Origin of the sequence: Catenibacterium sp. (assembly GCF_052354645.1) — a bacterium.
Taxonomy (GTDB): domain Bacteria; phylum Bacillota_I; class Bacilli_A; order Erysipelotrichales; family Coprobacillaceae; genus Catenibacterium; species Catenibacterium mitsuoka_A.
This window is the reverse complement of sequence record NZ_DAWDDM010000024.1, coordinates 1-13,719: the sequence shown is the minus strand read 5'-3', so window position 1 is coordinate 13,719 and position 13,719 is coordinate 1. Positions and strand designations below refer to the sequence as shown.

General features: G+C 34.8%; 10 protein-coding genes and 2 pseudogenes. 11 read left to right on the top strand and 1 reads right to left on the bottom strand.

Annotated elements, in window-relative coordinates:
* The 11 genes and pseudogenes from ACT8VG_RS02125 to clpB form a co-directional block, all read left to right on the top strand.
* Positions 1 to 453: pseudogene (locus ACT8VG_RS02125) on the top strand (16S rRNA (cytosine(967)-C(5))-methyltransferase RsmB); the annotation flags it as partial.
* Entirely contained in the window at positions 453 to 1,481 is a 1,029-nt protein-coding gene (gene rlmN / locus ACT8VG_RS02120) for a 23S rRNA (adenine(2503)-C(2))-methyltransferase RlmN (protein ID WP_217106311.1), read from the top strand. The pseudogene ACT8VG_RS02125 and the gene rlmN, both read left to right, overlap by 1 nt.
* A 16-nt stretch (positions 1,482 to 1,497) precedes the next feature.
* Positions 1,498 to 2,211 (top strand): Stp1/IreP family PP2C-type Ser/Thr phosphatase, encoded by a 714-nt coding sequence (locus ACT8VG_RS02115; protein ID WP_158547332.1) that lies wholly within the window; start codon positions 1,498 to 1,500, stop codon positions 2,209 to 2,211.
* A 1-nt stretch (position 2,212) separates the two neighbouring features.
* A complete protein-coding gene (gene pknB, locus ACT8VG_RS02110; protein ID WP_444195099.1) occupies positions 2,213 to 4,024 on the top strand; it encodes a Stk1 family PASTA domain-containing Ser/Thr kinase in 1,812 nt (603 codons plus the stop codon).
* 13 nt (positions 4,025 to 4,037) lie between these two features.
* On the top strand, positions 4,038 to 4,904 hold the full coding sequence (gene rsgA, locus ACT8VG_RS02105) for a ribosome small subunit-dependent GTPase A (RefSeq protein WP_217106295.1): 867 nt from the start codon (positions 4,038 to 4,040) through the stop codon (positions 4,902 to 4,904).
* A complete protein-coding gene (gene rpe / locus ACT8VG_RS02100; RefSeq protein WP_117459341.1) occupies positions 4,897 to 5,541 on the top strand; it encodes a ribulose-phosphate 3-epimerase in 645 nt (214 codons plus the stop codon). The genes rsgA and rpe overlap by 8 nt, the downstream gene beginning before the upstream one ends.
* Entirely contained in the window at positions 5,538 to 6,149 is a 612-nt protein-coding gene (locus tag ACT8VG_RS02095; RefSeq protein ID WP_117459340.1) for a thiamine diphosphokinase, read from the top strand. Before rpe ends, ACT8VG_RS02095 begins: the two co-directional genes overlap by 4 nt.
* Positions 6,139 to 7,494, top strand: a complete 1,356-nt coding sequence (locus ACT8VG_RS02090) for an MATE family efflux transporter (protein WP_217106294.1) — start codon at positions 6,139 to 6,141, stop codon at positions 7,492 to 7,494. Before ACT8VG_RS02095 ends, ACT8VG_RS02090 begins: the two co-directional genes overlap by 11 nt.
* 66 nt (positions 7,495 to 7,560) lie before the next feature.
* Positions 7,561 to 8,289, top strand: a complete 729-nt coding sequence (locus ACT8VG_RS02085; RefSeq protein WP_022424689.1) for a GTP pyrophosphokinase — start codon at positions 7,561 to 7,563, stop codon at positions 8,287 to 8,289.
* Positions 8,290 to 8,919: 630 nt separating this feature from the next.
* Complete coding sequence (locus ACT8VG_RS02080; protein WP_444195098.1) at positions 8,920 to 10,302, top strand: transglutaminase-like domain-containing protein; 1,383 nt, start codon at positions 8,920 to 8,922, stop codon at positions 10,300 to 10,302.
* Positions 10,303 to 10,747: 445 nt separating this feature from the next.
* Complete coding sequence (gene clpB / locus ACT8VG_RS02075; protein ID WP_195921203.1) at positions 10,748 to 13,315, top strand: ATP-dependent chaperone ClpB; 2,568 nt, start codon at positions 10,748 to 10,750, stop codon at positions 13,313 to 13,315.
* 133 nt (positions 13,316 to 13,448) lie between these two features.
* Here the strand turns inward: clpB and tnpA are convergent.
* Positions 13,449 to 13,719, bottom strand: a pseudogene (gene tnpA, locus ACT8VG_RS02070) (IS200/IS605 family transposase); the annotation flags it as partial.

Below are 13,719 nucleotides of genomic sequence, written 5' to 3'. Positions count from 1 at the left end.
ACCCTGGATGTCTATGACCTTTATCCTCATAAAGCAAAGCTTATTAAAGACAATGCCCAAAGACTTGGATTAACGAATATTCATGTGCATACAGGAGACAGTACAGACCTCTCAATATTTAATAAACAGTATACAAAAATACTTCTAGATGGACCTTGTTCAGGACTCGGTGTACTCTCTAGAAAGCCTGAAATAAAGTACCATGACTCTAGTGCAATGGATGAAATCATTCCTATTCAAGCAAAATTACTAGAAAATGCATATTCTTTATGTATAAAAGGTGGTAATATAGTGTATAGTACGTGCACTATAAATAAAAAAGAAAACGAAAAACAGATTGAAAAATTCATAAAGAAGCATCCCGATATGCATGTGGTAGAAGAACGTACTATACTTCCATATGAATATCATAGTGATGGCTTTTATATGTGTCTGTTAGAAAAGGATGTATGATGAAATCAATTTATGACTTAACACTCGAACAATTAAAAGAAGAACTAAAAGCACTTGGACAAAAACCATTCCGTGCAAAGCAGATCTATGAATGGATTTATGTAAAGAATGTCTATGATTTTCATCAGATGACAAATCTTTCTAAAGAACTTCAAGAAACACTTTCTAATCATTTCAGTGATGCACTTTTAACTATTAAAGAAAAACAGGTTGCTCGTGATGGAACAACTAAATATCTTCTAGAATTAGAAGATGGAGGACTCATTGAAACAGTATTAATGATTCAGACTTATGGTCGTTCATTATGTGTTACAAGCCAGTTAGGCTGTAATATGGGCTGCTCGTTTTGTGCATCTGGATTATTAAAGAAACAGCGTAACTTAACAAGTGGTGAAATTGTGAAACAGGTCTTGACTGTTATGAATGATTTAAAGGAAAGAGTGACTCATGTAGTTGTGATGGGTACAGGTGAACCATTTGATAACTATGATGAAGTAATGAACTTCATTTATACAGTCAATGAACCTCATGGCCTAGCGATTGGTGCAAGACACCTTACTATTTCTACATGTGGTTTAATTCCTGGAATTGAACGCTTCTCTCATGAACCAATCCAGGTTAACTTAGCTATTAGCTTACATGCACCTAATGATGAAATTCGTAATGAACTCATGCCAGTCAACAAACGTTACAATATGGATGACTTAAGAGATGCCATCAAAACATATATTGAACGTACAAACCGCCGTGTTACTCTTGAATATATTTTATTGAAGGATGTCAATGATGATATCAAATATGCGCGTCAGTTAGCCCATTATCTTCGTGGATTAAATGTTTATGTGAACTTGATTCCTTATAACCCTGTTGATGAACACGGCTATAAGCAGTCTTTAGGTCATACAATTACTGCATTTAAGGATGAACTTATTCGTTTACATATTAATTGTACATTAAGAAAAGAACATGGCCGTGATATTGATGGTGCATGTGGACAGTTACGTGCAAAAAGAGAGAAAGGGGCATAATATGGTTATCTCCGCGATGACTGATATCGGAACAAAAAGATCAGTCAATCAAGATAGAGCAGTTTATAAAATCAAAGACCATGAAATCGTTGGTGTATTATGTGATGGAATGGGTGGTCATCTTGCAGGTGATGTTGCAAGTACTCTTGTAAGTAATTATATTATTGAACATTTCTTTGATCATTCACCTTTTATTGATGATGAATCTATTCATGCCTGGATCTCTTCTTTATTATTAACTGCAAATGATTTATTAAATAAAGAAAGTGATATGCATAGAGAATATGCTGGTATGGGTACGACAATTGTCATCTGTTATATGGATGGAAAGAATACCTATATTTCTCATGTAGGAGATAGTAGAGCTTATTTATATAGTGATACTTTAAAACAAATCACGACAGATGATACTTTTGTGAATGAGTTACTTAAAAGAGGTATAATTAATCAAGAAGAAGCCTCTCATCATCCTAAAAGAAATGTATTAGTGCAGGCAATTGGTATTAAAGAAGCTTTACGTATTTCTTTTTATAAGATTGAAGAAGATTATCGTGCAATATTGCTCTGTTCAGATGGATTATATAATTCACTCTCATCTCAACAGATTGAAGATATCTTAAAAGAAGATGAATCAGTCAATCATAAAACAGAAAGACTCATTCAATCAGCCAATGAATTTGGTGGATTAGATAATATTGGTGTTTTACTAATTGAGAAGGGAGAATCATAAGATGAGTGAAAAAGGACGTATTCTTGCTGACCGTTATGAATTAAAAGAATTAATTGGCCAAGGCGGTATGGCAGATGTCTATCTTGCATATGATGATATATTAAAAAGAGAAGTGGCTGTAAAAATACTTCGTTCTTCCTTGACGGGAGATCCTATTTATATTACGCGTTTCCATCGTGAAGCACGTGCAGCAGCTGCATTATGTCATCGTAATATTGTAGAAATCTATGATGTAGGTGAAGAAGATGATCTTTACTATATTGTCATGGAATATGTACGTGGTCAGACTTTAAAAGAATTAATTAATAAGCGTGGTGCACTTCATTATGTAGAAGCGGTAGACATTATGAAGCAGGTTGTATCAGCCACTGCACTTGCCCATTCTATGGGTATTGTTCATCGTGACTTAAAGCCTCAGAATATTCTTGTCACTGATTCTGGTATAGTAAAGATTGCGGATTTTGGGATTGCCTCTATCCAGTCTTTATCACAGGTGACTCAGACAGATACAATCATGGGGTCACTTCATTATCTTGCACCAGAAATCGCAAGAGGTGAAAAAGCGACACCACAAAGTGATATTTATGCATTAGGTGTTGTATTTTATGAATTATTAAGAGGAGATGTTCCTTTTAATGGAGAATCTCCAGTCAATATCGCTTTGAAACATATGCGTGATGAAATACCATCAGTACGTGAGTATAATCCAGCGATTCCTCAGTCAGTAGAAAATATTATTATTAAAGCGACTGCAAAGAATACAAACAATCGTTATCAGTGTGCTGACGATATGTTAGATGATTTAGAAACTTGCTTAGAACGTTTAGATGAACCTAAATTAAGCTTTGATCAAGTGAATAATGATCCAACAATCATTGCGACTGATTCTCAGTTCTTTACTAAAACAGCACCTTTAGATCTTGAAGAAACAAAAACAGAAATAGAAGAAATTGAACCAGAAGAAGAAAAGATAAAAGAGCCAATGGATAAGAAAAAAAGAATTGCGATAGGTGTGGCCATTGGGGCAGTTATCGTATGTCTTGCGATTGTAGCAGAATTCTTCTTATTTGGTGGTAATCAAGATGGTACAATGATGGATCTAGTTGGTAAGACTGAAAAAGAAGCCAAAGCCTTATTAATTGATAAAGGTTATAAGGTATCTGATGATGTTGATTATGAACTCAGTGATAAGTATGAAAAAGGACTTGTTATTGCGACAGATCCTGAAGCAGGACATACTATCAATGAAGGAGATACAGTAACATTTACTATCTCTAAGGGTAAATATATTGTCATGAAGGACTATACAGGTACCTCTTACAGTTCAGCTTATAATGAATTAACAAAGCTTGGCTATAAGGTTAGAAAGTATGAAAAGTCTGATGATGATTATAAAGAAGGTGTTGTTATTGGACAGTCTATTTCTGAAGGTGAAAAACAGGATCCGAATGAAAAAGGCAAAATCATCACTTTGACAGTATCTAAAGGTGTCAGCATTACTGTTCCATCATTATATGGTCAGGATATCAATGCAGCGAAATCTACATTAGAAAGTCAGGGCTTTACTAATGTGAAACTATCTGTATTACCATCACCTACAGATACTGCAACAATTAACTCAATGTCTATTAATACAGTTGTAAAACAGTCAGTTGCACCATATACTCAGGTAAATAGTAAAAGGACTGAGATTATCTTATATTATTATGATAAGAAACCTGCTACTACACCACAAACACCAACACAACCTGACTTACCAGAAAATGACGATGATGATGAAACAACAACAACACCTACAACACCTGGACAATAAGATAGGAGACTATATGCCTAAAGGTCAGATTATAAAAGTCCTTGCAGGATTCTACTATGTCGATACAGGCGAGAAGGTTGTCAGCTGCAGGGCACGTGGTAAATTTAGAAATAGAGGTCAGAAGCCTCTCGTAGGAGACTTCTGTACCTTTCAGGAAGAAAAAGATGGTTCTGGTTATATCCTTACACTAGAAAAAAGATATAACCAATTAGAAAGACCTCCTATCTGTAATGTAGATCAGGCACTTCTTGTATTCTCTATTGCCCAGCCAGATTTTGATCAGATGCTTCTAGATCAATTTCTCGCGATGGTTGAATATGAGAAGATTAAACCAATCATCATTATCACAAAGATAGATCTTAATAGAGAACTTATTCCTGTAATACAAAAGAAGTACAATGCTTATGATCTTTACTTTGTATCAAGTAAAGAAAATGAAGGCATCGAAGAGATTAAACCAATCCTTAAAAACCGTGTAACAGTCGTTACAGGGCAGAGTGGGGTAGGTAAATCAAGTCTTCTCAACGCCTTAAACATTGAACTTAATATTGAAACAAATGAAATTTCTCAAGCATTAGGAAGAGGAAAACATACTACAAGACATGTTGAACTTATTCCTATGTATGGTGGCTATATTGCAGATACTCCAGGTTTTTCATCATTAGAACTTAAAATGGATCCTGTAGAACTTGCAGTCACTTATCATGATTTTAGAGAACTGTCACATCATTGTAAGTTTAGAGGATGTCTTCATGATAGTGAACCACATTGTGCTGTTAAAGAAGCAGTAGAAGCAGGAGAAATTGATGAAACAAGATATGTTGATTACCTGCAGTTATTAAAGCAGGTTAAAGAAAGGAAAGATAAACGATATGGTTAAAATTGCACCTTCAGTATTATCCGCAGATTTTGCGCATCTTAAAGAAGATATTGATACAATCTATGATGGAGGAAAATCATGGATTCATTATGATGTTATGGATGGACACTTTGTCCCTAATATTTCATTTGGTTACAGCATTCTTAGTAACTTACGTGCTGTGACTGATTTATTCATTGATGTACATTTAATGATCACTGATCCAGGTCAGTACTTAGATGAATTCATCAATGCAGGTGCAGACCTCATTACATTCCATATTGAAGCTGTATCAAGTGTGCAGGAAGCACGTGTACTTATTCAACGTATTCATGATGCAGGATGTCTTGCATCAATCTCTATTAAACCAGGTACTGATGTAGAAGCAATCAAACCATTCTTAGATGATTTAGATATGGTTCTTGTCATGAGTGTTGAACCAGGATTTGGTGGGCAGTCATTCAATCCTGCAGCTTTAGATAAGATTACTGAACTTAAAGAAATCAGAAATGGTAGACGCTACCTCATTGAAGTAGATGGTGGTATCAATGAGAATACAGCCAACCTATGCCGTGGGGCTGGGGCAGATGTTCTAGTGGCTGGAAGCTATGTCTTCAAAGCAGAAAATAGACAGGAAGCTATTGACTCACTCAAATGAAAATAGGCTTATATGCAAGCATGAATAATGGGGATGTCTTTAATAAAGACATCCCTTATATTGCAGTTGATGGTGGTTTAGAACATCTACATCGTCAATCAATTAAACCATTATGTGCTATTGGAGACTTTGATTCTTTACAACATAAAGAATACTTAGAAGGATTAGAAGTACTTACTTTTCCTACTCATAAGGATGAAACAGATACAGAACTTGCCATTAGTGAAGCACTCAATAGAGGTTATGATGAAATAGACCTTTATGGTGTTATTGGTGGTCGTATTGATCATTTTTTAGGTGTACTTATCTATCTCAAACAACATCCAGATATTAAAATCACTTTATATGATGATATAAATAGAATATACCTCTTGCCCAAAGGTAAGCATCAAATAGATTGCAGGGAATATAAGTATTTCTCATGCTTTACTGAAAAGACTTGTACTCTCACATTAAAGAATTGTGATTATCCCCTTGATGGTTATATATTAGAACCACATGATCCACTATGTATCTCTAATCAATGTCATGGTATTCTAACAATTGAAAATAGTGAAGATTTAATATTCATTGAATCACAAAGAATAGGAGGTACATATGGAGAATAAGGATTTTCTTGCGACTGAACCAGTAGGTAAATTACTCAGACAACTCGCCTTACCAACAGTCATTGCGCAATTAATCAACATGCTTTACAACATTGTAGACCGTATGTTTATAGGTCATATTCCTCAAACGGGTGCTCTTGCCTTAACAGGTGTTGGTGTCTGTATGCCGTTAATTATGATTGTGACAGCCTTTGCCTCTTTGGTTGGTAATGGTGGTGCACCACGTGCGTCTATTTATATGGGTCAGGGTAATAATAATTATGCTGAAAAGATATTAGGTAATTGTTTTATTACGCAGATTATCGTTTCTATAGTACTTACACTTATTCTATTCTTTGGAAATCGTACCTTCTTACTTGCTTTTGGTGCAAGCAGTAATACAATTACCTATGCCGTGGACTATATGAATATCTATGCAATGGGGACACTATTTGTCCAATTAACATTGGGAATGAATATGTTTATTACAGCCCAGGGATTTGCGAAAAACGGAATGATTTCAGTTGTCATTGGCGCATTATGTAATGTTATCTTAGATCCTATTCTTATTTTTGGATTCAATTTAGGTGTCAAAGGAGCGGCTCTTGCGACAATCATCTCACAGGGATGCTCATGTCTCTATGTTCTTCGCTTCTTATTTGGCAAAAAGACAAAACTTAAAATAAAAAAGAAAAACTTATCCTTAGATCACTCAGTCATCTTACCTTGTCTCGCTTTAGGTCTTTCTACTTTTGTGATGCAATCAAGTGAGAGTGTCATCCAGGTCTGCTTCAATTCTTCTTTATTAAAATATGGGGGAGATATAGCAGTAGGGGCAATGACTATATTGACTAGTGTTATGCAGTTTGCGATGCTTCCTTTACAGGGATTAGGACAGGGGGCACAGCCTATTATCAGCTACAACTATGGGGCTAAGAATAAAGAACGTGTTCGAAAGACATTTAAATTATTATTAAAAGTCAGTCTAGTATTCTCAATATGTATCTGGCTTCTTATTCAGATCTTCCCACAGATGTTTGTAGGACTCTTTACAAATGCACAAGAACTCTCACTCTTTACCACTCAAGCACTTAGAATCTATATGGCAGTCGTAGGACTCTTTGGAATACAGATTGCCTGTCAGATGACATTTGTGGCTTTAGGTAATGCGAAAGCATCAGTTATTGTGGCAGTTACTAGAAAATTTATTCTTTTAATTCCACTTATTTATATTATGCCAGCATTACTTGTAGATAAGACAACAGCTGTTTATTTGGCTGAACCGGTGGCAGATATTCTTGCAATCACATTTACAGTATTATTGTTTAGAAAACAATTTACTAAAGCACTTGAACAAATGAACTGAGGTTTCTCAGTTCTTTTTTTCATAGAAATAGATTATAATGAAATAGATTGAAAGAAGGATGAATATATGAGAAATCTAGAAGATATAAAAAGAAGTGGATTTAAAATCATTGAACAAAAAAGAGAAGAATTTATGAAACAGAGTATTCTTTCTGATGAGTTCTTAGATTTATTAGATAAGAATAAAAAACCATTTGATCTTTTAATGTCCTATTATCGTTGTGCAGTAATGGAGATAGAAACAAAATTCAGAGTATTAGATCAGGAATATTCTTTAGAATATGATGGTAATCCCATTGAAAGCATCAAGTCACGTATTAAATCATATGATAGTATTGCAAGAAAAGTAAGACGCAAGAATATTCCAATGACTATGGAATCATTAGAAGAAAATATAAGAGATATTGCAGGAGTCAGAGTTGTTTGTTCATTTCCTGAAGACATATATGAACTTGCAGATAGCTTCTTAAGACAGGATGATATTACTTTGATTGAAATGAAGGATTATATTAAAAATCCTAAACCTAGTGGTTATCGTAGTTTACACTTAATTGTGCAGGTACCAATCTTCTTGCAGAAGACAAAGAAGTATGTTTATGTAGAAGTACAGCTTCGTACTATTGCGATGGATTTCTGGGCAAGCTTGGAACATAAATTACGCTATAAGAAGAATATTCCTGAAGATGAAGCAAAGCTTATTGCTCAGGAACTTTATGACTGTTCAGTAGAAAGTGCTAAACTAGATGAACGTATGCAGAAGATACGTTCAATGATGAATAAAGGAGAATCTAAATAGGTTCTTTTTTGTTGGAGAAAATGAAACTTTAATATGTTGTAAACACGGCATTTTATTTTTCCTTTGTTGTCAAACAGTATTATATAATCAAAAATAAGGTAATAGATACTAAGCAATTAGATGATAATAACCATTCAGTGGTCTTGTTGAATTATCAGCCTATCATGTGCACTTAACATCGTAACAAGGTAATAGATGATGTTTCTACAGGATATCATTGGAGAACGAAAAAATGTATTATAAAATACAGCGAGTTTTTTTCATACATGCTATAATTTTACTATATTTTGAAAAAAAGATTGCAGATGAGTTTTTTGAAATATATAAAAGAAGTTCGAAAACAAAGCTTATGAGTCAGACGGATTTTGCGAAAGCATTATGTGTATCATACTCAATTGTCAGTAGGTGAGGAATAGGATTATTCTGCTTTGAGCATGATATTGATTTTAGTGACTTCAAGAATAAATTATGGACTGAAAGTGATTTGGGGATTACTTAGCAGCAAGCAATATCACTCATGCAAATATGGAGGCAGTTTTTACATTGACAGATATGCCATTCAAGTCGAGGTAGTTCATTGGTTTTGAAAACGAACAGTAATATAAATTAGTATACGAGGTGGTATGACTCATGTATCAGGATTTATCTTTTATGAATGTTCCGCTTCCAGAGGACGTTCTGAAATTAAAAATTTATGGTGATTATGCTGGAACCCAGAAAATGATTCGTTATTTTCTGGAAGAAAAGGATATTCCACAGGCGCTTAGAAAACGTCTGGAAATCGAACAGGAAGTCATTGGTGTTATGGGTGGTAATGAGTATCCTTTTACTTATGATGAAGCATTGGAGATTATGACGAGTCATCTTCGTGATTTCAAAAAAGAAGAGTTAGATCATCTGAAAGAAATCAGTGCAGCAGATTGGATTTATATTGATGGTGAGGTACATTTCCAACGTCGATTCTATGAAAATTTAATTAAGACTCGTCCAGATTACGCAAAGCGTGTCATTACAGAAAATCCAGAGGATGAAAAGCAAAATCATATAAATCAGAATCTACTTAATGATAATATACATTATATGAAAGAACATGGAGGAAGAACTGTACACACTCGTATACGTTCAACAATAAAAGCTAAGAAAGAATTCGAAGAGATAGGACGCAAGGTTCGTGTACATCTTCCGATTCCAAAGGTATACGAACAGGTTTCTAATGTAGAAATTCATGCATCTAATCCAGAGATTACATATGTAGCACCTTTTGATGCACCACAGAGAACAGTATATTTTGAGACTGAACTGAAAGAGAATCAGGAGTTTATGGTTGATTATTCATTTGATTATCATGTGAATTATGTAGAGTTAGATCCTGTCAAGGTATCTGAAGAACAGCCAGATTTCTGTCTGGAAGAGCAGACACCACATATTGTATTCACTCCTTACTTAAGAGAACTAAGAGATGAGCTTGCAGGAGATGAGGCAAATCCAATTATTTTGGCGCGTCGATTCTATGATTTTGTGACAACAAAAGTTATGTATTCTTTCATGAGAGAGTATTTTACAATTGAATGTATTCCAGAATACTGTGCAATTAATCTGAAAGGTGATTGTGGTGTTCAGGCATTACTGTTTATCACACTTTGCCGCATGTCTGGAATTCCAGCACGCTGGCAGTCAGGTTTGTATGTGACGAAGTATTATACAGGATGCCATGATTGGGCACAGTTCTATGTAGCACCGTATGGATGGGTATTTGCAGACCCTTCCTTTGGTGGAAGTGCATGGCGTGAAGGAGACAAAGTACGTTGGAATTATTACTTTGGTAATCTCGACATTTTCCGTATGCCAGCTAACTCTGAAATCCAAAAAGAATTCATGCCGGAGAAAAAATGGCTTCGCATCGATCCGATTGATAATCAGAGAGGAGAATTTGAGTACGAGGATCATGGTCTTCGTTTCTCCCAACTGGATGTATCACAGGAACTGATTTCTATGGAAGATATTGAAAAATAAGCAGATAATATAAAACCAATGATTGGATTAATAACGGCTTCGGGAAGCAATAATGCCTCTTGAAGCCGTTATTGTGTACTACGACTTAATACTCTGTATTTGAAATCGTAGCTTATAGGATGCCTGTACATGTATTTAAAAATTTTCTATATGTATTATATCGTATCTTACTCCGCTTTTTCTCAATCAAATGCATTATCGGATTTCAGCCCTCGCCGTCTATATTTATATTGAGGCGGGGAATTGCCATATCTTTAGATAAAATATCAGAAATAGACGCCTTTGCAAGTGGACTTGCAAGGCTTTTATTTTTATCATTTTACATAGCTCGTAGCCTTCACAAAATCTTCATGAAATAATTAGCACACATCTATTGACAGTGCTAAAAAAAGTGATATACTAGCATTAGCACAAGAGAAAGAAGAGTGCTAAAGGAGTGATTGCGATGAATGGTGAAAAATGGACAGAAGCAATGCAGGAAGCATTTGGACGTGCAGCTCAGAATGCGTTAGCTCTTAATCAACAGATTGTTGATGTTGAACATCTCATGTATGCATTATTAGAAGATAGTTCTGGTATTTTCTATAGAGTACTGACAAAACTTAATATCTCTATTCCAGAAGTACAGGATTTATTAAATGCGGAGATTAATAAGAAGCCTAGCGTTGGGCAGGTGACTCAGGATCAGCTTCGTTTAAGCTATGATCTCAATAGCTGGATTGCGAATGCTGAAAGAATTAAGACAGAATATAAAGATGACTATATGAGTGTAGAACATCTTATTATTGCATTATTTAATACGCAAAGCACCTTTATTAAAAACTTTGTATCTCGTTATAATTTAAATAAAAAAGAAGTTGAAAAAGTAATTAAGGAAATGAGAGGAGGACATAAAGTGGATACTCCAAACCCAGAAAATAATTATGAAGTATTAGAAAAATATGGACGTGATCTTGTCAAGGATGTAAAAGATGGCAAGATTGATCCAGTTATTGGTCGTGATGAAGAAATTAGACGTGTTATTCAGATTTTATCACGTAAAACAAAGAATAACCCAATTTTGATTGGTGAACCAGGTGTAGGTAAAACTGCGATTGTAGAAGGACTTGCTTGGCGTATAGTTAAGAACGATGTACCTGAAACATTAAAAGATAAAACTTTATTTGAACTTGATTTAGGTTCACTTGTGGCAGGTGCTAAATATCGTGGTGAATTTGAAGAAAGATTGAAAGCTGTCTTAAATGAAATCAAGAAATCTGAAGGACAAATCATTATGTTTATTGATGAAATCCATCAGTTAGTAGGTGCAGGTAAGACAGATGGTGCTATGGATGCGGCCAACTTATTAAAACCAATGTTAGCACGTGGTGAATTACATTGTATTGGTGCAACAACATTGGATGAATATCGTCAGTATATTGAAAAGGATGCAGCCTTAGAAAGACGTTTCCAGAAGGTATTGGTACAAGAACCTGATATTGATGATACAATTGCGATTCTAAGAGGTTTAAAGGAACCATTTGAATCTCATCATGGTGTTCAGATCCAAGATAGTGCAATTATCGCAGCGGCTCATATGAGTGATCGATATATTACAGATCGTTTCTTACCAGATAAGGCAATTGACCTTATTGATGAAGCATGTGCTTCAGTACGTATGGAAATTGATTCTATGCCTGAAGAACTAGATACAATTACTCGTGATAAGAATCGTCTAGAAATGGAAAGAATCTCTATTGAAAAAGAAGATTCAACTGAAGATAACGAAAAGAGACTAGAAGAAATCAAAGAAAAAATTGCTTCTTTAAATGAAAAAATCGCTGGATTAACTGAACAATGGAAATCAGAAAAGTCTCAGGTGGATCATATCAAGGATTTAAAGAACCAAAAAGTACGTTTAGAAACACAGATGGCACAGTTTGAATCTCAGGGTAACCTAGAAGAAGCCTCTAAAATTAAATATCAGACTATTCCTGCTATTAATAAAGAAATAGAAGAATATCAGGCTAAAGAAAATGATGATGCTTTATTACAGGAAAAAGTCACTGTAGATACTATTTCTGAAGTTATCTCTAGATGGACTAATATTCCAGTTTCTAAGCTAATGGAATCAGAAAAAGAAAAACTATTACATCTTGAAGATATTATGAAGAAAAGAGTTATTGGTCAGGATGAAGCCATCACTAAAGTCACTGATGCAATACTAAGAAGCCGTGCTGGTATCAATGATGAGAATAGACCAATTGGTTCATTCTTATTCCTAGGTCCTACTGGTGTAGGTAAAACAGAAGTGGCTAAGACACTTGCTGAACAGCTCTTTGATAGTGAAAAGAATATCGTACGTATCGATATGAGTGAATATATGGAGAAATATAGTGTCTCTCGTTTATTAGGTGCTCCTCCAGGATATGTAGGTTATGAAGAAGGTGGACAGTTAACTGAAGCTGTGAGACGTGCTCCATATAGTATTGTCTTATTAGATGAAATTGAAAAAGCTCATCCAGATGTCTTCAATATCTTATTACAGATTCTAGATGATGGTCGTTTAACAGATTCTAAGGGTAATGTAGTCAGCTTCAAGAATACAATTATCATTATGACTTCTAATATTGGTTCTCAGTACTTGTTACAGGGTAACAATGAAGAAACACGTAAAGAAGTAGATAATGAATTAAAGATGCACTTCAAACCTGAATTCTTAAACCGTATTGATGAAATCGTTATGTTCAACTCACTTGATTCAAGTGTTGTTTATAAGATTATTGATAAGTTTATTCATGAACTTGAAGGTCGTCTAGAAGAGAAGAAGATTACTCTAGAAGTCACTGATGCAGCTGAAAACAGAATTGCACAAGATGCATTTGATGCCACATTTGGTGCACGTCCAATCAAGCGTTATATTCAGTCACATATTGAAACAATGCTTGCAAGAGAAATAATCAAAGGTACAATCCATGCCAACAGTCATGTAGTCATTGACTATGATAATGGATTTATAGCTAGAGAAGCATAAGTTGTTTGAAAGAAGATAGAACCCCCTCTATCTTCTTTTTCTTTTCATTGTTTCATAAATAAATCCTTTCGTTTGTCATAGGCGGAAACCCACTGCCAATAGGTGGTGGGAGGAACCTCGTAAATCGTATTTATTATCCCTGACTTTCAATATATTTTTGTTTAGTTGCTGATGAGACTTCTCCAATGCTGCAAGCAAAATAACCATCTGACCAAAATGTTTTTTTCTTCGAATACTGTTTAAATAAGACCGTACTATCTTTTGCCATAAGTGGTATGTTGTTTCCTGCTTTACAATTTTGACAATATCGCAAACTCGATCTGCTGTATCGTAACTTAATAAGAAAGGCATATGGTCTTTGTCAGTTTCTATCGCAATAATTTCGTAGCCACGAGTATTAGCTA

Coding starts and splice junctions, on each gene's coding strand:
- rlmN (WP_217106311.1), top strand. CDS start 453: ATGAAATCAATTTATGACTTAACACTCGAACAATTAAAAGAAGAACTA.
- pknB (WP_444195099.1), top strand. CDS start 2,213: ATGAGTGAAAAAGGACGTATTCTTGCTGACCGTTATGAATTAAAAGAA.
- ACT8VG_RS02080 (WP_444195098.1), top strand. CDS start 8,920: ATGTATCAGGATTTATCTTTTATGAATGTTCCGCTTCCAGAGGACGTT.
- ACT8VG_RS02095 (WP_117459340.1), top strand. CDS start 5,538: ATGAAAATAGGCTTATATGCAAGCATGAATAATGGGGATGTCTTTAAT.
- ACT8VG_RS02115 (WP_158547332.1), top strand. CDS start 1,498: ATGACTGATATCGGAACAAAAAGATCAGTCAATCAAGATAGAGCAGTT.
- ACT8VG_RS02090 (WP_217106294.1), top strand. CDS start 6,139: ATGGAGAATAAGGATTTTCTTGCGACTGAACCAGTAGGTAAATTACTC.
- ACT8VG_RS02085 (WP_022424689.1), top strand. CDS start 7,561: ATGAGAAATCTAGAAGATATAAAAAGAAGTGGATTTAAAATCATTGAA.
- clpB (WP_195921203.1), top strand. CDS start 10,748: ATGAATGGTGAAAAATGGACAGAAGCAATGCAGGAAGCATTTGGACGT.
- rsgA (WP_217106295.1), top strand. CDS start 4,038: ATGCCTAAAGGTCAGATTATAAAAGTCCTTGCAGGATTCTACTATGTC.
- rpe (WP_117459341.1), top strand. CDS start 4,897: ATGGTTAAAATTGCACCTTCAGTATTATCCGCAGATTTTGCGCATCTT.